The sequence below is a fragment of the Bradyrhizobium sp. 197 genome, from assembly GCF_023073375.1.
In the GTDB taxonomy this organism is placed as follows: Bacteria; Pseudomonadota; Alphaproteobacteria; order Rhizobiales; family Xanthobacteraceae; genus Bradyrhizobium.
This window is the reverse complement of sequence record NZ_JADPJJ010000143.1, coordinates 245,864-262,639: the sequence shown is the minus strand read 5'-3', so window position 1 is coordinate 262,639 and position 16,776 is coordinate 245,864. Positions and strand designations below refer to the sequence as shown.

The following is a 16,776-nucleotide window of genomic DNA, read 5'->3' as shown; positions in this document are numbered from 1 at the left end:
ATGAGATATGACGCGGTGATTTCGCGGAAGGATAAGGACGGCAAGGTCCGCTACACGAAGATCGGCGCCGCCTTCCCGGCGAAGGATGGCAAGGACGGGTTCAATATCGTCCTCGATGCTCTTCCGATGCCGAACGCAGAGGGGCAGGCCTGGATTTCGCTCTATGTACCGAAGCCCAAGGAAGATGCCGACCAGCACGACCAGCGTCCGATTAGTGAAAGGGCGCAGGAGAAAATCAAGCGCCCCGACACGATCTCCACTGGACGCGGCGGCGACATGGACGACCAGATTCCGTTCTAGGCCTATCGCTTCGGGGGAAGCATGACCAACCGCTCTTTCATAACCGACGAAGAGATTGACAAGGCGCTGGACTATCTCCGCGACAACGCGAGGGATGCAGCCCAGGCCAAGGCCAATCGTGTCTACGTCGAGGAGTACCGGAAGGTACTGAAGGCCAAGCTGATGAAGGAGCACGGCGCCATGTCGGCCGTCCTTCAGGAGCGGGAAGCTTACTCCGACGATCGCTATGTGCAGCACCTGGAGGCCATCCGCGAAGCGGTGATGGAGGACGAGGGCCACAGGTTCTTGCGGGCTGCCGCCGACGCGAAGATTGAAGCATGGCGGACGCAGAGCAGCAATACGAGGGCTCGCGTATGAGACAGCGCCACCCTCGCATTCACAACGAAGTACATCTCGATTTTATCCGCGGATTGCCCTGCATCTCTTGTGGAAACGATATCGAGACCCAGGCAGCCCATCTGCGCTCAGACGATCGCATGTACGGCAAGACGGGCGCCGGCATGCAGCAAAAGCCAGACGATATGTGGACGCTGCCGCTTTGTGGCCGCTGTCACGACCGGCAACACACGGGGAACGAGATGAACTTCTGGACGAACCTCGGGGTGAATCCGTTCGTGCTGGCGCTGAGCCTGTTTGCGGCATCTGGAGATTACGAGCTGGCGCATGAAGTCATCAGCCGGCAAGTGCATCGCTAGTGACGCTACGACATTGAGGACGAGAAATGACGTTTAACCAGTGGGCAGCAGCTACCGGAATATCGGCCCTGCCGGCCTCCGCGAAGTCGGCCTGCGAGGCTATCTGGGACGCGCTTGTGAGGCGCGGTGCCAGCACGGGAGAGGCTTCAATCTTGCTGACTGATCTCGCGCACAGCCTGCCGAAGAGAGAGCTATCGGGCGGCTTCTTCGATGAAGATGAAGGGGATTACGACTGATGGACATCGCGTCTCACGACAATTCGCCAGAAGCGTTCGCGGCGTGGCTGTCAGCCCAGATCGGCGAGACGCGCTGGATCGTCGCCCGCCGCAGCAAGGCCAGGATCAAGCAAGGCTACGACTACTTCCTCACCAAGCGCCGATATTTGGCGCTGCAAGCTCACTTCGACAAGGAGACGGCAGAAATGACCGATACCGTGTCTGCGCACCTGACTGAGCCGAACATGATCTTGGCAAGGCAGCGATCCGAAACCAAGCCGGGGCAGGCCTATTGGGGTGGAACAGGCCCGGAAGGAAAGACCTGCCGGACCTGCGCCAGATGGGAGGATGACGGCTATATGGCCGGCAGCGGCCTGCTCAAGGACGCGCTGTGTGGCAAGTACCGCGCCATGACACACGGCCAGCAAGGCGACCGTGTCCCGCACTTCGCGAAGGCCTGCAAGTATTTCGAGCAAGGCGACGAGCGGCCCATCCATCAGCCGCGCAAGACGATCGCATAACCGCTGTCATCGCCTCACCTGTGAACAGGAGAACCGCATGAATACCGCCACCGAGAGCATCTATAGCGGCGTCAGCGTCATCGTCCCACTTGCCGACGTGCAGCACATCGAGACGCACAATCCGCTTGGCCTGATCGTGGTCACCAAGCACACGCGCTGGGACAAGGATGGCGACTTCTGGGCCAATAGCATCTGGATCGATGGGGCGGAGGCAACCGCTTTCAAGGCGGCATGGTGCCGTTACCGGAGCGAGTTGGAGGCGGACACGCTGATGAACCTGGAGCCGAGCGCCATCATGGCTAAGTTCGATTCCGCCATCGACGCGATCAAGCGCGCATAACCGCTGTCTCAACATCAGGGCAACTGACAATGGCACGCGAACCCAAGCCGACATTCGACCCGACATACATCCGCAACCTGTCTGAGCAGGTCTACCGGATTCGTCTGGAGCAAGACTGCGAGGGCAACGTTGCCCGCATGCTGGCGAAGGATTCCGAGAAAGACCCCGAGGACGGCGGCAAGAAGTTGCGCGGCCGATCTGGCCAGTACGACCCGCTGACGCGCGCCTATCTCGAAGTGCTCGGCTTCGAGCCACCCGCCATCAGCGCTGATCTCATCCCAACGGGGCGCACATGACGAGCGACGACCTGTCATTCACCATCATCGTTTGCGCGATTGTCCTCGGCTTCGCTGCCGTGCGGATCACCCGAATAATCACCGGGAATTGGAAGAACATGACATGACCGATCATCTGACCCGCGCACAGATCGAATCCCGCATTGCCGAGCTGAAGGTGGAGAACGAGAAGGCGCCCGGCGGCGCCGGTACAAACGCGCGGGCAGAACTGATCCGCGAACTGGAGGCGCAGTTGCCGTGTTCCGCTGACACCGCTGCATACGAGGACACCGACGACGCAGAGGTCGTCAAGATCCTGGCGGCAGTGCGGCACTGCGCCAACTCGTGGGATGGTAGCGCTCGGCTTGTTGGCAATGTGCGAGCGCGGGATATCTCGCGGGCATGCACTGCCGCCATCAGTAGTCTTGCCCAAGCTGTTGGGGTGTCCGACGACGAGGTAGGCCTTGAGGAACTCATCACAGACCTTCGCCGCGAGAAGTTACGTCTCCGCGAGGCACTGGAGGCGGTGCAAAGCGAGATCGTGCTTACAGGGCATCTAGCGGATATCGTTGATGCCGCCCTCTCCCAACCATCGCCGGCCGCTACGGTCGAGACGAAATCAGCCCCGGAACTAGGTCCGTCTCAGAATAACGCTGAGCGGCTGCCGCAGGGTGACCAGGCAGGGTCCGGGGCTGGTACCCATTTATCTGCCGACACCGGGCGCCAGCGGGCAATTGAACTGCTGATCAAGCTGCAAACGCTTGGCAACGCCGAAGTTTATCGGCTCGCCTCCGAAGCGCAGCAAATGCTGGAGCTTCCCATCAGCGTTTCACCGCAGCCACCGAGCAAGATGCTCACTATGCTTGCGATCCTCGACGCCGCTGGCGGCCAGACCGAGGCGAGCGACAGCAAGTGGTGCTGGCTTAATTACTTCTGCGAAGATGCAGAGCCAACCGACACGTTCAACCGGGCGGTCGATGCCAAATTGATCCGCGTCACGCACGATAGCCGGTTCGATTCCTCGACGGCGTACCTTACCGATGCAGGCCGCGCCGCGTCCCCGCTGTCGCGCCCTGAGCAGTCATGACGATTTTCGCTTCCGGCGCTTCAACTCCCGTTCCACTGCCTCACGAATGAACTGTGCCATGCCCTTCTCGCCGACTAACTCCCGAATCTCATCGCGGACTTCCTCTGGAAGTCGGACTTGCGTTGCTTTGTTTCCCAATGGTGGCCGGCCCAAACTTTCCTCCTGAATAAACGATACCGTCTATTGACACTATAAACGATACCGTCTATGAAAGCAATGCCAACAACGGAGGTAACCATGGCCAAGACACTCAGAAAGCACACCCCTCAAGGCATCCACTGCGAAGTCTCGTTCGACTGTCCCGAGGCCGAACGGAAGACGATCCGCGCAATCGCCCGTCGCGCCCGCGATCTTTACCTTGAGCACCGCGTCGATCGCTCCGTGATGGATATCGACATGGATCTCGCGGCGACGCACTGCAACGGCAACCCGCTGCGCCTCGACGATCTGCTCAAAGCAGACGACTTCAATCTCCTGCATGACGTGTCCGGCATCGCGAAGCACCTCAACCGCGAGACCGGCAAGCTGGAGGGGTTCTTTTCCCCGCGCTTTTCTCAACCGGAGGCGTGATGCCGCGAGCCATTACAGGGAAGGATGTTGCCAGCGCCGTTATGGGCGGCGCTGGCACGAAGAAAATCCGGGTAACCAAGATGCCGCCGACGCGTGCTGCAATGTGTGACGGCTGCCCTTTCGGACCGAACGTAGATGGCTTGATGCGCTTTCAATGCGCTGTGTTGAAGGACGAACTCAAAGCTCGGCCAAACGCGGTGTGGATGTGCCACGAAACCGCTGATGGCGGCGCCAACCCCACAGACAAGAGCATTATCTGCAAGGGGTTCGCAGATTGGCGCTCATCCCAGCTTTCTTCGCATCAACTGGGGACTGAAAATGGCTGAGCACGAGCCGAACCAAGGCAATTCGGATGACTGGTACACGCCGCCGGCTATCTTCGATGCGCTTGGCCTCACGTTCGATCTTGATCCCTGCTCGCCGGGGCCGGAGCATTGGGTGCCGGCGCGCAAGATCTACACCAAGGCCGACGATGGCCTGACGAAGCCGTGGGACGGGCTGGTGTTCATGAATCCGCCCTTCGGCAATCGAGAGGGACATCTGCCGTGGCTGACGCGGTTCTTTGATCACGCCAACGGGATAGGCATTGTTCGCGCCTACACGTCGTCTCGCTGGTGGCACAAATACATGCCCCGCGCCGAGGCGCTGCTATTTCCGCACGGCAAGACGAAATTCATCAGGCCAGATGGATCGATAGGAAAATCACCGGGGCATGGCGTCGTGCTGATCGGTATGGGCGAGGTCGCCTGCAACGCTTTGATCAAGTCGAAGCTTGGCATGTTCTGGCGCATCACCGCAGATGTGTCCGCAGTGGGGGCGAGCAATGAGTGACCACCGAACGATCGAATGGGCTGTCGATATCATCGGCATGTGTGAGCCCATCCGCTGCCATCAGGGCGGCATGTGGTTCGGCAGCAACCACAACTTCGCCGACGCCACCTTCGTTGACTATGGCGCGGCTGATGCCTTCGCCGTGGCTGCCAAGGCCCTTCCCGGCTTGGTCGATGCGCTTCAGCGGATAGCCTCGCTTCAGGTTACTGGCGGCGCAGCGGCAAACCTTGCTGAGCGCGTCCTCAGTCGTGTGGGAACTGTCCAAGTGAGCGGAGGCGGCGATGACTGAAGATCAGAAAAAGGTATTCAAGCGGATCGTTGAGAACGGGCGCATTCGTGTCGATACTATGGACGCCCTCCTAATCCTTATTAGTGAGATTGAACGAGATGCTTCCGCACCTTTGGAGCGCCTTCAGGCGCTGCTGGACGCTCAGGAATACGAGAACGACCTTGTGAGCGTCGGCCAGATCCGCCGCGCTCTCTCGTTCTCAGGCGAGCAAGAGCCGCCGCGCTGCAACCACTGGCCCGGCCAAAAACGTTGCGGAGTCTGCGGCATGGACAACACTTCGCGGCTTCCTTCAGATCAGTTGTTAGGTGAAAAATGAACGTTTGCTCGACATACCCATGCCGGCGCACCGCCGCTGGCTGCCCGCTTTGCGATCCGCCTCAATACATCCAGTATCAATTGCCGCCAGCGCCCGTCTTCCATCCTCCCGGATGCATCTGTCCGCCGACTTCGGAGAAGACTTGCGAAAATCCTGGGTGCCCACGCCAACATCCGCGCAACCGGAAGAGCATCGGCGCCGGCAGTCTGGCGATTTCCTCAAAGGAGCATTCATGACCGTTTGCATGACATATCCGTGCCGTCGCAATGCGGGCGGGTGCCCGGTCTGCGATCCACCTGCAATTCATCCGATGTACACGCCGCTAGGTCCGGTAGACCGAACGATGCCCACGCCGCCACTTGGCTGCATCTGCCCGCCGACCTCGGAGAAAACCTGCGAGAGCGTGATTTGCCCGCGCAAGAACCATCTGAAGCCGGCTAGTTCACTCGCCTCATACTCGGTCTCGTCGAAGGAGGCAAAGTGAAGCTCATCACACTGGTCCAGGCGGCGGCCGAGATCGGGGTGTCAAAGCGCTGGCTGCAATATTGGCTGGCCGAGAACCCGGTGGATAGCGCTGGCCTGCCGTTCTATGTTCCAATCGGCCGGAACAAACGCTTTGATGTTGCTGACGTCGGCCGGATCAAGGCCGCAATTCGCGAGGGGGAACGATGCCGCTTAAGCTCTATCGGCGTAAAGGGATCTACTATTGCCGCGGAACAGTTGGCCCGACTGGTAAGCGACGTCGTTATAACGTCTCGCTTCACACCACGGACAAAGACACCGCGGCGCGCCAGGTTGCCGAAATCGAGTCCGGACACTGGAAAGGTCATTTCGATGGACCCGAGGCAATCCTGACCTTTGCGCGAGCTGCGCAGATCTACCGCGCCGCCGGCAAGTCCACGACGTTCCTCGAACCGATCGAGAAGTATTTCGGCGGGACGCTGGTCAAGGATATTTCCGAGGGGACGGTTCAATTGATGGCAAAGGACCTCTACCCGAACGTGGGCAACGCCAGCCTCAACCGGCTGGTGATCGTGCCCACCATCGCCGTCATCAATCACGCGGCCCGGTCGAAGCTGTGCTCCCGGCTGACGGTCGAGCGCTACGAGGAAGACGCCAAGGTGAAGGAACCGGCGACGCTCGAATGGGTGACGAAGTTCCGGGCGGCCGCCAAGCCGCACCTCGGTGCCATGGTCCTGTTCATGTGGTTTACCGGGGCTCGGCCCGGCGAGGCCGTCGCGGTGCAATGGGGCGACGTGGATCTTGACAAGCGGACAGTCCTGATCCGGGAGACCAAGCTGAGCAAGGAGCGCGTGGCGCACCTGCCGGCTGCCCTGGTCGTGGCCCTCGCCAACCTGAAGCACGTCGATGGCCGGGGGGTGTTTGTCTATGGCCGCCTCAGCTCGCTCAAGGACTCCTGGAAGACCGCCTGCAAGAAGGCGGGCATCAAACGCCTGACGCCGCACTGCTGCCGCCATGGCTTCGCTACGGGGCTCCTGAGGCGCGGCGTGGACGTGGTGACGGTGGCATGGCTGGGCGGTTGGAAGGATGCGGCGCAGGTTCTGAAGACCTACGGCCACGCGATCAAGAACCCGAAGCTGACCGATTTGCTCACTGGACCTGAGCTGCCGATTTACGCTGAAACTGATGCACAAAGTGCGCACAGCCAAGAGGGTAGGCCAGAAACCAAAGTCACTGCAACGGCTTAGAGGAATTGCTGATTTCCTTGGGCAGGAAAGCGCGAAACAATCGCATCATGGGGGAGAGACTACCGGTTGGATAATGGCCTAGCCCAAGCGGGCCGTCGTGAAACTGTCATAGACCATTTTCGATCCACGCGCGTGCCACCTCACGCCCGTGGAGCCGGATCATCCACCGCTTTCGCGCGCCAACGAATTTTCTGCTACATCAATGACTTACAGCGAACGCCGGAGGTAATGCGCGATTTCGCCGATGACGCCACGGCGGAAGGTGAGCACACAGATCACGAAGATCGAGCCCTGGATCACCGTCACCCACTGGCCGAAGCTCGCCAGATATTGCTGCATGGCGATGATCGCGAAGGCACCGACCACGGGCCCGAAGATGGTCCCGAGCCCGCCGACCAGCGTCATCAGCACCACCTCGCCGGACATCGACCAGTGCACGTCGGTGAGCGAAGCGTTCTGCGCCACGAACACCTTCAGCGATCCCGCAAAGCCGGCGAGCGTGCCCGACAGGACGAAAGCCAGGAACTTGTACTGATCTGTCCGGTAACCGAGCGAGATCGCGCGCGGCTCGTTCTCACGGATCGCCTTCAGGACTTCGCCGAACGGCGAATTGATGATGCGGTAGATCAGCAGGAAGCCGGCGAGGAAGCCGACCAGCACCACGTAGTAGAGCACGGTCGGCTTGGTCAGATCGAACACGCCGAACATGCGGCCCTGCGGGATGCCCTGGATGCCGTCCTCACCATGGGTGAACGGCGCCTGGAGGTAGATGAAGTACAGCAGCTGCGACAGCGCCAGCGTGATCATCGAGAAATAGATGCCCTGGCGGCGGATCGAGATGAAGCCGGTGATGAGCGAGAGCCCGAACGCCGCGGCAATGCCGACGAGGATGCCGAGTTCCGGCGGCAACGCCCACACTTTCAGCGCGTGCGCGCTGCAATAGCCGGCGGTGCCCATGAACATCGCGTGGCCGAACGAGAGCAAGCCGCCATAGCCGATCAGGAGATTGAATGCACAGGCCAGCAGCGCGAAGCACAGCGCCTGCATCACGAAGAACGGATAGATGCCGCTGAATGGCACCGCAGCCAGCAGCAGCGCCATCACCACGAACACGATCATCTCGTCGCGGATCGCGCGCGGGGGGGCCGGCAGTGTGTCGTCCGTCAAGGCTGTCATATCAGGCCGCCCTTCCCGTCAATCCCGTTGGCTTCACCAAGAGCACCAGCACCATCAGCACGAACACGACGGTGTTGGAGGCCTCGGGGTAGAAATACTTGGTCATGCCCTCGATCACACCGAGCGCGAAGCCGGTGATGATGGAGCCCATGATCGATCCCATGCCGCCGATCACGACCACCGCGAACACGACGATGATGAGGTCGGCTCCCATCAGCGGCCGCACCTGGTTGATCGGCGCCGACAGCACGCCGGCGAGCGCGGCAAGGCCGACACCGAGGCCGTAGGTCAGCGTGATCATGCGCGGCACGTTGACGCCGAAGGCGCGCACCAGCGTCGGGTTTTCGGTGGCTGCACGCAAATAAGCGCCGAGCCGTGTCTTCTCGATCAGGAACCAGGTCGCGATGCAGACCACCAGCGAGAAGATGACGACCCAGCCGCGATAGACGGGCAGGAACATGAATCCGAGATTCATGCCGCCCTTGAGCTGGTCCGGAATGGCGTAAGGCAGGCCGGAGGAGCCGAAGTAGTTCTGGAACACGCCCTGCACAATCAGCGCAATGCCGAAGGTCAGAAGCAGACCGTAGAGATGATCCAGCCCGGTCAGCCATTGCAGCATGGTCCGCTCCAGGATCATGCCGAAGATGCCGACGATGATCGGCGCAAGCAGCAACGCCCACCAGTAGTTGATGCCGCCGAGGTTCAGCAGGAAATAGGCAGCGAACGCGCCCATCATGTAGACCGCACCATGGGCGAAATTGATGATGTTGAGCATGCCGAAGATCACGGCAAGCCCGAGACTGAGCAGCGCGTAGAACGAGCCGTTGATCAGTCCCACCAGTAGCTGAGCGTAAAGAGCCTGCATCGATCCCGCACCCGGTCCCTTCGGCGTTCCCTGAAAGTCGCCCGCAGGCCTGATGGCCTGCGGGCGGTTATCTTACTTCTTCAAGAGCGCGCACTTGCTCTCGGACAGCGGCGTGAAGGCCTGGTCGCCCGGCACCGTGCCGACCAGCTTGTAGAAGTCCCACGGTCCCTTGGACTCGGAGGGCTTCTTCACCTCGAACAGATAGGCATTGTGGATGGTGCGGCCGTTGGGCTGGATCTCGCCCTTGCCGAACAGATCGTCTTCCGTCGGCATCGACTTCATCTTCTCGACGACCTTGGCGCCGTCATGCGGGTTGCCGCCGAGCGCTTCCAGTGCCTTGAAATAGTGACGCACGCCCGCATAGACGCCAGCCTGCACCATGGTGGGCGGCGCGTTGCTCTTCATCTTCTCGGCGAAGCGCTTGGAGAACGCCCGGGTCTTGTCGTTCATGTCCCAGTAGAAGGTCTCGGTGAAGTTGAGGCCCTGCGCGGTCTCGAGCCCGATCGCCTTGACGTCGGTGAGGAACAGCAACAGCGCCGCGAGCTTCTGGCCGCCCTTGACGATGCCGAACTCGGCCGCCTGCTTGATCGTGTTGGTGGTGTCGCCGCCGGCATTGGCAAGGCCGATGATCTTGGCCTTGGAGGCCTGCGCCTGGAGCAGGAAGGACGAGAAGTCCGGCGTGTTCAGCGGATGCTTGACGCTGCCGACCACCTTGCCGCCATTGGCGGTGATGACCGCAGTGGTGTCGCGCTCCAGCGCCGCGCCGAAGGCGTAGTCCGCGGTCAGGAAGAACCAGGTGTCGCCACCGGCCTTCACCAGCGCCTGGCCGGTGGTATGCGCCAGCATGTAAGTGTCGTAGGTCCAGTGCACGGTATTGGGCGAGCACTGCGCGTTGGTGAGGTCGGAGGTCGCCGCACCCGAGTTGATGTAGACGCCGTTCTTCTCCTTGACGACGTTGTTGACGGCCAGCGCCACGCCGGAATTCGGCACGTCGACGATGATGTCGACCTTGTCGACGTCGAACCATTGCCGCGCGATCGCGGTGCCGATGTCGGGCTTGTTCTGGTGATCGCCCGAGATGAGGTCGATCTTCCAGCCCTTCGCAGCCAGGCCGGAATCTTCAATGGCCATCTGTGCGGCGAGCGTCGAGCCCGGTCCGCCGAGGTCGGCGTAGAGCCCGGACTGATCGGACAGCGCGCCGATCTTGACGGTCTTGTCCTGCGCGGACGCGACGCCCGTTACGGCGAAGGTGAGCGCGGTGGTCAGCAGCAATGACGCAATCGACTTGGTCTTCATGCAACTTTCCTTTTGAATTTTCTCGTTCGCAGTTCTTTTGTTGAGCATGATCTTTCGGAAAACCGCTACACGCTTTTCCGGATCATGCTTTAAACGCCGAGATAGGTGTGGAGCTTGTCCATGTTGGCGGCAAGCTCAGCATTGGAAAATCCGTCAATGATCTTGCCGTGCTCGACCACGTAATAGCGGTCGGCGACGGTGGATGCGAAGCGGAAGTTCTGCTCGACCAGGAGGATCGTAAAACCCTCCTTCTTGAGCCGCGCAATGGTGTGGCCGATCTGCTGGATGATGACGGGCGCGAGACCCTCGGTCGGCTCGTCCAGCATCAGGAAGTTCGCGCCGGTGCGCAGGATGCGCGCGATCGCGAGCATCTGCTGCTCGCCGCCGGAGAGTTTGGTTCCCTGGCTGTTGAGCCGTTCCTTCAGGTTCGGAAACAGATCGAAGATCTGCTCGAGCGGCAATCCCCCTGGGCGAACCACCGGCGGCAGCATCAGGTTCTCCCGCACGTCGAGGCTGGAGAATATCCCCCGCTCTTCCGGACAGAACGCGATGCCCATGCGCGCGATCTTGTCCGAGGTCGTGCGGATGATGTCCTGGTTGTTGAACTTCACCGAGCCGGTACGCTTGCCGATGATGCCCATGATCGACTTCAGCGTGGTGGTCTTGCCGGCGCCGTTACGCCCAAGCAGCGTGACGACCTCGCCCGCATTCACGTCGAAATTGATCCCGTGCAGGATGTGGGACTCGCCGTACCAGGCTTCCAGGTTGCGGACCTGAAGGATGTTGCCGCCGCTCGCGGTCTTTGCGGGAGCTTGCGCGGTTGCAGTCTCAACCATGACCGGCTCCCAGATAGGCTTCCTTGACGCGTTCGTCCTTGGTGAGTTCGCTATAATGGCCTTGCGCGAGCACCTGCCCGCGCGTCAGCACGGTGATGATGTCGGAGAGGTTGGCCACGACGCTCAGATTATGCTCGACCATCAGGATGGTATATTTCGCGGAGATGCGCTTGATCAGCGCGGCGATTTTGTCGATGTCCTCGTGGCCCATGCCGGCCATCGGCTCGTCCAGCAGCATCATCTCGGGGTCGAGTGCGAGCGTGGTTGCGATCTCCAGTGCGCGCTTGCGCCCGTAGGGCATCTCGACCGCGGGCGTATTGGCGAACTCGCTGAGGCCGACATCGTTCAACAACTCCCGCGCGCGATCGTTAAATTGGTTGAGCACGGACTTGGAGCGCCAGAAATCGAAGGAGCTGCCGTGCTGGCGCTGAAGCGCGACGCGGACATTTTCCAGCGCGGTGAGATGCGGAAATACCGCCGATATCTGGAACGAGCGAACCAGCCCCAGGCGGGCCACGTCGGCGGGCGCCATCGTGGTGATGTCCTGCCCCTTGTATAGGATTTTTCCGGCAGACGGCTTGAGGAACTTGGTCAAAAGATTGAAGCACGTCGTCTTGCCGGCGCCGTTGGGGCCGATCAACGCGTGAATGCTCCCACGGCGAACCTTGAGCGCAACGTCGCGGACGGCGAAGAAGCCCGCGAACTCCTTGGTCAAGCCTTCCGTTTCGAGAATGAACTCATCGGCCAAACAGTTTTCCCCCTGCCCGCGCAACACGCGTGGCTATCCTTGTTGCTTCGGTTTCCGGAGGCCTTTTTCCGGAGGCCTTGGAGCCTCTCCGGAACGCCGCCTCCGGGCGCGGAATATGCCGGAGGTGACGGGGGTTAGGCAAGGCGGAAAGCTGAGCAGGTCAGGCCTCCGGCCGGGAGACTTATGCTCCCTTAGTCGGACGTGTTTTGATGTCGCCTGCCCAGCCTCCCGGTCGCAAGGCGCCGGTCATCAAGCCGTCGTTAACGGTCTTTCGGTCCATGCGCCAGCCTTCATAGAAAATTTTCCCGCAACCAGGATCATGCGCGGGTTTTATACGTCGGGAATATTATCGTGGATTTTGCAAGCGCCGCTCCTTCTGTGGTGAAGTCGATCAGGCAGCGTGATCTCCTGAACACGTGGCTGCGGCTTTATGCGCGCGAGCAGATGGCCCCGGCGATCTGGGAGTACCAGCCCGAGCGGCTCGAAGAAGAGCTCTCCGATCTCATCTATTATACGGTCGACATTTCGGCGCCGAAGCCGCGCCTGACCATCCAGAGCGAAGGTACGCGCATCTCGCGCGCCTATGGACACACGGGCAAGGGCGTTCTGCTCGACGACTATATCGGGCCGCGACTCGTGCCCTTTGTGATGCCGGTCTATTATGAATGCGTGGCGCGCGGCCTGCCCGTCTACAGCGTTGCCGACGTCGACGACATTTACGGGCGGATCGTCGCCTATGAGCGCTTGCTGCTGCCGTTCCAGGTCGACGGCAATATCTGTCACATCATCGCATCGCTCAAGACCTTCTGCGAGGATGGCGGCTTCGAGATCAAGAACCTGATGCGCGGAAATGACGCGCTGCCGCGCCCGAGATCGCGCGCGGTGATCGACCGCGACCTGTTCCATCGCGCTCCCGGCCGCATCGCGCCCGCCGAACTGGTCGAGTTCGCGGACCAGTCGGGCTCCGGTGTCACCACCGAGAACATCGAGCTGAACTAGCGGTCAGCGCGATCTGGCGCCGAAATCCTTGGCGTAAATGTCAGGCTTGAAGCCGACCAGCACCTTGCCGCCAATTTCCAGCACCGGCCGCTTGATCATCGATGGTTGCGCTAGCATCAACGCCAGCGCCTTCTTCTCGCTCAGGCCTTCCTTGTCGGCATCGGGAAGCTTCCTGAAGGTCGTCCCGGCGCGATTGAGCAGCATCTCCCAGCCGACCTTGTCGCTCCACTGCTTGAGCTTGTCCTTCTCCACCCCCTCCGTCTTGTAGTCGTGAAACGTGTAAGTCACGCCATGGGTGTCGAGCCAGGCGCGCGCCTTCTTCATGGTGTCGCAGTTCTTGATGCCGTAGATGATGTTGGGCAAGACGTTCCTCGCGCATGCGTCGTATCGTGATCCCCAAGCGTTGTACGCAACTCCGGTTCGCGCGACAATATTGCGAACGACGCCAACTCTCCGAACGGACACTCCATGCACGTCACCCACGATCCAGCCGCGACCGCGTCGCCGACCATCGACTTCAACAGCTTCCTCGCGGTCGATATTCGCGTCGGCACCATCGTCGATGCAAAACCGTTCCCGGAAGCGCGCAAGCCGGCCTGGCGTCTGTGGATCGACTTCGGTCCCGCGATTGGCGTGCGCAAGAGCTCGGCGCAGATCACCGAAAACCATCCGCTTGAGACGCTGGTCGGCCAACAGGTCGCGGCCGTCGTCAATTTCCCGCCGCGCCAGATCGGCCCGGTCGTCTCGGAGGTACTGACCCTCGGTTTCCCCGATGCCGAGGGCAAGGTCGTGCTGGTGCAGCCGAGCAAGCCCGTACCGAACGGCGGACGGCTGTTCTAGCCTCCAGGCCGCTTCGGAATATTCAGCCCGCTCTGGACGGAAGGACGCGCGAGGCCGCGTTCGAGCCAGGCGCCCACCGACTTGAACTGACTGAATTCGACGAGATCGCCGGCGCCGTAGAACCCGACGAGGTTGCGCACCCAGCCGAGCATGGAGATGTCGGCGATGGTGTAGTCGTCATCCATGAACCATTGCCGGCCTGTAAGATGCGTCTCCATCACGCCGAGCAGGCGCTTGGCCTCGCCCACGTAGCGCTCGAGCGGCCGCTTGTCCTCGAAATCCTTGCCGGCGAATTTGTGGAAAAAGCCGACCTGGCCGAACATCGGCCCGATGCCGCCCATCTGGAAATGCAGCCACGCGAGCGTCTGGTAACGGCGCGCCGCATCCTGCGGCAGCAGCTTGCCGGTCTTCTCCGCGAGGTACTGCAGGATCGCCCCGGACTCGAACAGCGGCAGCGGCCTGCCGCCGGGACCGTTCGGATCGAGGATCGCCGGGATCTTGCCGTTCGGATTAAGCGAGAGGAATTCCGCCGTCTTCTGGTCGTCTTTGCCGAAATCGACGAGGTGGACTTCGTAAGGAAGCCCGATCTCTTCCAGCATGATCGAGACCTTGACGCCGTTCGGCGTCGGCAGCGAATAAAGCTGGAGCAACTCCGGGTGCTTGGCCGGCCAGCGCTTGGTGATGGGAAAGGCGGACAGATCGGACATCGGGACCCTGGCTTCGTTCATGAGACGCCGCCTAATCTAGGCGAGCGGACGAACGACGCAAGGTCGAGTGCTCAGATGGATTTCCCGCACCGGGATCAGGTCACAATGGCCGTAGCAAATGGCTGGTGGCGTAAGTCATATCGCGAGTCATATCGCGCTGTACGCGCTGCTCGATGAAGCGCTGCCCGGTAACGAGCAGCGCTCCGGTGAAAACAAGCGCTAGCATCGCGGTCGCGAACTGACTGATATTATTCATCGCACGAGCTTCTCTCACACCGGTTCGCACAGGGAACGCGGCGGACCATCGACGGTTCCTGCAGGCTTCAAATAAATTGCCGCTTTTTCCCGGTTCATGAGCCGGCTGCCCACCTCAATAGTTGATCTCCACCCGCAGCCCGTGCGGGTCCTCCTCCCCGCCGACACGTTGCGTGCTGTCGCGTGCCGCGACGGTGCAAGCACAGGCGTCGATAAGATCGTCGCGGCCGATGCCGGTGCCGTGACGTTGGGTCAACCATTTCGGCAGGCGCGTGAAGCCGCGTTGCGCGAGGAGCGCGATGCGCTGCTCGCGGCCTTCCGCGGATGTCTTCTTCGCAAGCCGGACGCACCCTGCGAGATTCCAGAAGATCAATTCCGGATGCGCTTCGCCGATCGTCGCCTGACGCGCGGGCGTCATGATCTCGTCGACGTCCCTGATCTTGTCCCTGATATTCCAGAGCTGTGCCGATACGCCCCTGCCCTTGCCTTCGTGCTCCCAATAGTGGCGATTGGCCGCCGCCATGTCGGCGAATGTCCAGAGGTCTCGGCGCGCGCCGAGAAACACCGCGGGACCGACCAGCTCGCGTGCGCGCAAATCGCAGATGCGATAGCCGCTCGGCTTCAATCCGATCGGCATATCGATCATCGCACGCGCGTGCGGCATCGCGAGCAAGCGGGTCAGGCCGGGTGAATAATCGAAGCCATGATCGCCGCTCGCGTCGATCCAGGCCGCGACCCAGCCGAAGCGAAATCCGTCGAGGCCGAGATAGTTGTTCACGCGTACGATCCAGCCGCCGACCCGCGCTCGTTCATCCCGTGCCCTCGATCCGATGTCGCTCGAACAGGCGCTGCGCCAACAGTGCATGGCCGAGCGTGCCGCCGGCGCGAACAGCCGCCGCAATCAACGCGGCCTCCGCGACTTCCTCGCGCGTTGCACCGGCCTTCGCCGCCTGCGCCGTGTGCACGTCGAGGCAATACGCGCATTGCGTGGTGAGTGCGACCGCGAGGGAGATCAGCTCGCGGTATTTTGGCGGGATCAATCCGTCCTTGCGCTCGACCGCGTGGTTGAACGCAAGGAACGCGCTGGCCTCGACCGGCGCGAGCGCCACGAAGTCCGGGATCGATTTCAGATCGTCAGGGCTTTGATAACAGGTCATGGCTCACCTCGTCAGATATTCGCGCATCAGGGCGCGGGCGCGATGCAGGCGTGCCTTCACGGTTTGCCTTGTCGTATCGAGTGCGACGGCGATTTCGTCGATGGTCATTTCCTTGACGTCGCGCATCAGCGCGACATCGCGGTAGTGCGGCGGCAGCGCCTCGAAGGCTGCCGCGACGTCGAGCCGCAAATCGGCTTCTGGGCGCGACAGCAGCAGCGCCTCCGCCTCTCCGTCGTCAATCGCCGGCGCGAGCCCCGCCTTGCGGGCGAGCCGCAGGCATTCGCGGCGGACCACGCTGAACAGCCAGGCCGAAAACGCGAGCCACGAGCGGATCGTGCCGACATGGCGAAACAGGATCCACAGCGCCTCCTGCGTCGCATCCTCGGCATCCGCCGAGCTGCGGCAGGTGGCGCGGGCATAGCGACGGATGTTCGGCTGCGCCGTCTTGAGCAGAGACGCGATCGCCTGGGGATCGCCGAGGCGCGCGGCCTCGAACAGGTTTGGCGAGATCACGGCGGCTCTCACGACACCCCTCCCCTTCCGATGCCGGCCATCGCGCAGATCGGACAATAGCCGACCAGGCCGGTCAGCGCGAAGCCGGCGCCGCCGAACGCAACCAGCCACGCCGCAGCACCGCTGAGATACACGAATGCGGCGACCGTCACCGCGACGCCTAAGGCAATCCGCACCGCCTGATGCAGGCCGCCGATGTTCTTCCTGTAAAATGCCATCACATCCTCCGAGATGAG

29 protein-coding genes are annotated in these 16,776 nt (G+C 61.6%); 16 read left to right on the top strand and 13 right to left on the bottom strand.

The annotated features are described in order from the left end of the window. The 8 genes from IVB27_RS32640 to IVB27_RS32605 all read left to right on the top strand — a co-directional run bounded on the left by IVB27_RS32640 (position 1) and on the right by IVB27_RS32605 (position 3,433). Positions 1 to 300 (top strand): hypothetical protein, encoded by a 300-nt coding sequence (locus IVB27_RS32640; RefSeq protein ID WP_247446886.1) that lies wholly within the window; start codon positions 1 to 3, stop codon positions 298 to 300. A 21-nt stretch (positions 301 to 321) separates the two neighbouring features. Further along, positions 322 to 657 (top strand): hypothetical protein, encoded by a 336-nt coding sequence (locus IVB27_RS32635; RefSeq protein ID WP_247446885.1) that lies wholly within the window; start codon positions 322 to 324, stop codon positions 655 to 657. Further along, the gene (locus IVB27_RS32630) at positions 618 to 995 is read left to right on the top strand and encodes a DUF968 domain-containing protein (protein WP_247446884.1); all 378 of its coding nucleotides are present in this window, start codon (positions 618 to 620) and stop codon (positions 993 to 995) included. Before IVB27_RS32635 ends, IVB27_RS32630 begins: the two co-directional genes overlap by 40 nt. Before the next feature lie 26 nt (positions 996 to 1,021). After that, on the top strand, positions 1,022 to 1,231 hold the full coding sequence (locus tag IVB27_RS32625) for a hypothetical protein (RefSeq protein ID WP_247446883.1): 210 nt from the start codon (positions 1,022 to 1,024) through the stop codon (positions 1,229 to 1,231). Next, on the top strand, positions 1,231 to 1,731 hold the full coding sequence (locus tag IVB27_RS32620; protein WP_247446882.1) for a hypothetical protein: 501 nt from the start codon (positions 1,231 to 1,233) through the stop codon (positions 1,729 to 1,731). The genes IVB27_RS32625 and IVB27_RS32620 overlap by 1 nt, the downstream gene beginning before the upstream one ends. Before the next feature lie 37 nt (positions 1,732 to 1,768). Further along, positions 1,769 to 2,071, top strand: a complete 303-nt coding sequence (locus IVB27_RS32615) for a hypothetical protein (protein ID WP_247446881.1) — start codon at positions 1,769 to 1,771, stop codon at positions 2,069 to 2,071. Between the two features lie 29 nt (positions 2,072 to 2,100). Continuing rightward, on the top strand, positions 2,101 to 2,367 hold the full coding sequence (locus tag IVB27_RS32610) for a hypothetical protein (protein WP_247446880.1): 267 nt from the start codon (positions 2,101 to 2,103) through the stop codon (positions 2,365 to 2,367). A 103-nt stretch (positions 2,368 to 2,470) separates the two neighbouring features. After that, positions 2,471 to 3,433: a hypothetical protein gene (locus IVB27_RS32605; protein WP_247446879.1), complete on the top strand. Its 963-nt coding sequence runs from the start codon at positions 2,471 to 2,473 to the stop codon at positions 3,431 to 3,433. Here the strand turns inward: IVB27_RS32605 and IVB27_RS43145 are convergent. Next, the gene (locus IVB27_RS43145) at positions 3,428 to 3,571 is read right to left on the bottom strand and encodes a YlcI/YnfO family protein (RefSeq protein WP_276001688.1); all 144 of its coding nucleotides are present in this window, start codon (positions 3,569 to 3,571) and stop codon (positions 3,428 to 3,430) included. The two genes, IVB27_RS32605 and IVB27_RS43145, sit on opposite strands and share 6 nt — an antisense overlap. A 99-nt stretch (positions 3,572 to 3,670) precedes the next feature. Here IVB27_RS43145 and IVB27_RS32600 point away from each other — a divergent pair, with 99 nt between their 5' ends. The 6 genes from IVB27_RS32600 to IVB27_RS32575 all read left to right on the top strand — a co-directional run bounded on the left by IVB27_RS32600 (position 3,671) and on the right by IVB27_RS32575 (position 7,148). After that, positions 3,671 to 4,003: a DUF6874 family protein gene (locus tag IVB27_RS32600; RefSeq protein WP_247446878.1), complete on the top strand. Its 333-nt coding sequence runs from the start codon at positions 3,671 to 3,673 to the stop codon at positions 4,001 to 4,003. Further along, a complete protein-coding gene (locus tag IVB27_RS32595) occupies positions 4,003 to 4,329 on the top strand; it encodes a hypothetical protein (protein ID WP_247446877.1) in 327 nt (108 codons plus the stop codon). Before IVB27_RS32600 ends, IVB27_RS32595 begins: the two co-directional genes overlap by 1 nt. Then, complete coding sequence (locus tag IVB27_RS32590) at positions 4,322 to 4,834, top strand: DNA N-6-adenine-methyltransferase (protein WP_247446876.1); 513 nt, start codon at positions 4,322 to 4,324, stop codon at positions 4,832 to 4,834. The genes IVB27_RS32595 and IVB27_RS32590 overlap by 8 nt, the downstream gene beginning before the upstream one ends. Beyond that, entirely contained in the window at positions 4,827 to 5,123 is a 297-nt protein-coding gene (locus IVB27_RS32585; RefSeq protein ID WP_247446875.1) for a hypothetical protein, read from the top strand. Before IVB27_RS32590 ends, IVB27_RS32585 begins: the two co-directional genes overlap by 8 nt. Continuing rightward, a complete protein-coding gene (locus tag IVB27_RS32580) occupies positions 5,116 to 5,439 on the top strand; it encodes a hypothetical protein (protein ID WP_247446874.1) in 324 nt (107 codons plus the stop codon). The genes IVB27_RS32585 and IVB27_RS32580 overlap by 8 nt, the downstream gene beginning before the upstream one ends. A gap of 668 nt (positions 5,440 to 6,107) precedes the next feature. Beyond that, complete coding sequence (locus tag IVB27_RS32575; RefSeq protein ID WP_247446873.1) at positions 6,108 to 7,148, top strand: tyrosine-type recombinase/integrase; 1,041 nt, start codon at positions 6,108 to 6,110, stop codon at positions 7,146 to 7,148. Between the two features lie 207 nt (positions 7,149 to 7,355). Here the strand turns inward: IVB27_RS32575 and IVB27_RS32570 are convergent, their stop codons facing one another. From IVB27_RS32570 to IVB27_RS32550, 5 genes are all read right to left on the bottom strand, one after another. Continuing rightward, the gene (locus tag IVB27_RS32570; RefSeq protein ID WP_247446872.1) at positions 7,356 to 8,324 is read right to left on the bottom strand and encodes a branched-chain amino acid ABC transporter permease; all 969 of its coding nucleotides are present in this window, start codon (positions 8,322 to 8,324) and stop codon (positions 7,356 to 7,358) included. Position 8,325: 1 nt separating this feature from the next. Next, positions 8,326 to 9,189: a branched-chain amino acid ABC transporter permease gene (locus IVB27_RS32565; RefSeq protein WP_247346185.1), complete on the bottom strand. Its 864-nt coding sequence runs from the start codon at positions 9,187 to 9,189 to the stop codon at positions 8,326 to 8,328. A gap of 72 nt (positions 9,190 to 9,261) precedes the next feature. Further along, positions 9,262 to 10,485: an ABC transporter substrate-binding protein gene (locus IVB27_RS32560; RefSeq protein WP_247446871.1), complete on the bottom strand. Its 1,224-nt coding sequence runs from the start codon at positions 10,483 to 10,485 to the stop codon at positions 9,262 to 9,264. Positions 10,486 to 10,574: 89 nt separating this feature from the next. Next, entirely contained in the window at positions 10,575 to 11,321 is a 747-nt protein-coding gene (locus IVB27_RS32555; RefSeq protein ID WP_247346178.1) for an ABC transporter ATP-binding protein, read from the bottom strand. Continuing rightward, complete coding sequence (locus tag IVB27_RS32550) at positions 11,314 to 12,069, bottom strand: ABC transporter ATP-binding protein (RefSeq protein ID WP_247346176.1); 756 nt, start codon at positions 12,067 to 12,069, stop codon at positions 11,314 to 11,316. The genes IVB27_RS32555 and IVB27_RS32550 overlap by 8 nt, the downstream gene beginning before the upstream one ends. A gap of 351 nt (positions 12,070 to 12,420) precedes the next feature. On the opposite strand from IVB27_RS32550, the gene IVB27_RS32545 reads away from it, so the two are divergent. After that, complete coding sequence (locus IVB27_RS32545) at positions 12,421 to 13,068, top strand: hypothetical protein (RefSeq protein ID WP_247446870.1); 648 nt, start codon at positions 12,421 to 12,423, stop codon at positions 13,066 to 13,068. A gap of 3 nt (positions 13,069 to 13,071) precedes the next feature. On the opposite strand, the gene IVB27_RS32540 is transcribed toward IVB27_RS32545, so the two are convergent. Beyond that, the gene (locus IVB27_RS32540; protein ID WP_247446869.1) at positions 13,072 to 13,431 is read right to left on the bottom strand and encodes an ArsC family reductase; all 360 of its coding nucleotides are present in this window, start codon (positions 13,429 to 13,431) and stop codon (positions 13,072 to 13,074) included. A gap of 105 nt (positions 13,432 to 13,536) precedes the next feature. Here IVB27_RS32540 and IVB27_RS32535 point away from each other — a divergent pair, with 105 nt between their 5' ends. Further along, complete coding sequence (locus IVB27_RS32535) at positions 13,537 to 13,908, top strand: tRNA-binding protein (RefSeq protein ID WP_247346167.1); 372 nt, start codon at positions 13,537 to 13,539, stop codon at positions 13,906 to 13,908. On the opposite strand, the gene IVB27_RS32530 is transcribed toward IVB27_RS32535, so the two are convergent. The 6 genes from IVB27_RS32530 to IVB27_RS32505 form a co-directional block, all read right to left on the bottom strand. Continuing rightward, positions 13,905 to 14,615, bottom strand: coding sequence for a glutathione S-transferase family protein (locus IVB27_RS32530; RefSeq protein ID WP_247447002.1), 711 nt, complete (start codon positions 14,613 to 14,615; stop codon positions 13,905 to 13,907). The genes IVB27_RS32535 and IVB27_RS32530 overlap by 4 nt on opposite strands. Before the next feature lie 100 nt (positions 14,616 to 14,715). Continuing rightward, positions 14,716 to 14,871, bottom strand: coding sequence for a hypothetical protein (locus tag IVB27_RS32525; RefSeq protein WP_247446868.1), 156 nt, complete (start codon positions 14,869 to 14,871; stop codon positions 14,716 to 14,718). 114 nt (positions 14,872 to 14,985) lie between these two features. Next, positions 14,986 to 15,648, bottom strand: coding sequence for a DUF429 domain-containing protein (locus IVB27_RS32520; RefSeq protein WP_247446867.1), 663 nt, complete (start codon positions 15,646 to 15,648; stop codon positions 14,986 to 14,988). Between the two features lie 31 nt (positions 15,649 to 15,679). Continuing rightward, positions 15,680 to 16,027: a carboxymuconolactone decarboxylase family protein gene (locus IVB27_RS32515; RefSeq protein ID WP_247446866.1), complete on the bottom strand. Its 348-nt coding sequence runs from the start codon at positions 16,025 to 16,027 to the stop codon at positions 15,680 to 15,682. A 3-nt stretch (positions 16,028 to 16,030) separates the two neighbouring features. Beyond that, on the bottom strand, positions 16,031 to 16,552 hold the full coding sequence (locus tag IVB27_RS32510; RefSeq protein WP_247446865.1) for an RNA polymerase sigma factor: 522 nt from the start codon (positions 16,550 to 16,552) through the stop codon (positions 16,031 to 16,033). After that, the gene (locus IVB27_RS32505; RefSeq protein WP_247446864.1) at positions 16,549 to 16,758 is read right to left on the bottom strand and encodes a YgaP family membrane protein; all 210 of its coding nucleotides are present in this window, start codon (positions 16,756 to 16,758) and stop codon (positions 16,549 to 16,551) included. The genes IVB27_RS32510 and IVB27_RS32505 overlap by 4 nt, the downstream gene beginning before the upstream one ends. Between the last annotated feature and the right edge of the window lie 18 nt (positions 16,759 to 16,776).

Coding starts and splice junctions, on each gene's coding strand:
- IVB27_RS32640 (WP_247446886.1), top strand. CDS start 1: ATGAGATATGACGCGGTGATTTCGCGGAAGGATAAGGACGGCAAGGTC.
- IVB27_RS32635 (WP_247446885.1), top strand. CDS start 322: ATGACCAACCGCTCTTTCATAACCGACGAAGAGATTGACAAGGCGCTG.
- IVB27_RS32630 (WP_247446884.1), top strand. CDS start 618: ATGGCGGACGCAGAGCAGCAATACGAGGGCTCGCGTATGAGACAGCGC.
- IVB27_RS32625 (WP_247446883.1), top strand. CDS start 1,022: ATGACGTTTAACCAGTGGGCAGCAGCTACCGGAATATCGGCCCTGCCG.
- IVB27_RS32620 (WP_247446882.1), top strand. CDS start 1,231: ATGGACATCGCGTCTCACGACAATTCGCCAGAAGCGTTCGCGGCGTGG.
- IVB27_RS32615 (WP_247446881.1), top strand. CDS start 1,769: ATGAATACCGCCACCGAGAGCATCTATAGCGGCGTCAGCGTCATCGTC.
- IVB27_RS32610 (WP_247446880.1), top strand. CDS start 2,101: ATGGCACGCGAACCCAAGCCGACATTCGACCCGACATACATCCGCAAC.
- IVB27_RS32605 (WP_247446879.1), top strand. CDS start 2,471: ATGACCGATCATCTGACCCGCGCACAGATCGAATCCCGCATTGCCGAG.
- IVB27_RS32600 (WP_247446878.1), top strand. CDS start 3,671: ATGGCCAAGACACTCAGAAAGCACACCCCTCAAGGCATCCACTGCGAA.
- IVB27_RS32595 (WP_247446877.1), top strand. CDS start 4,003: ATGCCGCGAGCCATTACAGGGAAGGATGTTGCCAGCGCCGTTATGGGC.
- IVB27_RS32590 (WP_247446876.1), top strand. CDS start 4,322: ATGGCTGAGCACGAGCCGAACCAAGGCAATTCGGATGACTGGTACACG.
- IVB27_RS32585 (WP_247446875.1), top strand. CDS start 4,827: ATGAGTGACCACCGAACGATCGAATGGGCTGTCGATATCATCGGCATG.
- IVB27_RS32580 (WP_247446874.1), top strand. CDS start 5,116: ATGACTGAAGATCAGAAAAAGGTATTCAAGCGGATCGTTGAGAACGGG.
- IVB27_RS32575 (WP_247446873.1), top strand. CDS start 6,108: ATGCCGCTTAAGCTCTATCGGCGTAAAGGGATCTACTATTGCCGCGGA.
- IVB27_RS32570 (WP_247446872.1), bottom strand. CDS start 8,324: ATGACAGCCTTGACGGACGACACACTGCCGGCCCCCCCGCGCGCGATC.
- IVB27_RS32565 (WP_247346185.1), bottom strand. CDS start 9,189: ATGCAGGCTCTTTACGCTCAGCTACTGGTGGGACTGATCAACGGCTCG.
- IVB27_RS32560 (WP_247446871.1), bottom strand. CDS start 10,485: ATGAAGACCAAGTCGATTGCGTCATTGCTGCTGACCACCGCGCTCACC.
- IVB27_RS32555 (WP_247346178.1), bottom strand. CDS start 11,321: ATGGTTGAGACTGCAACCGCGCAAGCTCCCGCAAAGACCGCGAGCGGC.
- IVB27_RS32535 (WP_247346167.1), top strand. CDS start 13,537: ATGCACGTCACCCACGATCCAGCCGCGACCGCGTCGCCGACCATCGAC.
- IVB27_RS32530 (WP_247447002.1), bottom strand. CDS start 14,615: ATGTCCGATCTGTCCGCCTTTCCCATCACCAAGCGCTGGCCGGCCAAG.
- IVB27_RS32525 (WP_247446868.1), bottom strand. CDS start 14,871: ATGAATAATATCAGTCAGTTCGCGACCGCGATGCTAGCGCTTGTTTTC.
- IVB27_RS32515 (WP_247446866.1), bottom strand. CDS start 16,027: ATGACCTGTTATCAAAGCCCTGACGATCTGAAATCGATCCCGGACTTC.
- IVB27_RS32505 (WP_247446864.1), bottom strand. CDS start 16,758: ATGGCATTTTACAGGAAGAACATCGGCGGCCTGCATCAGGCGGTGCGG.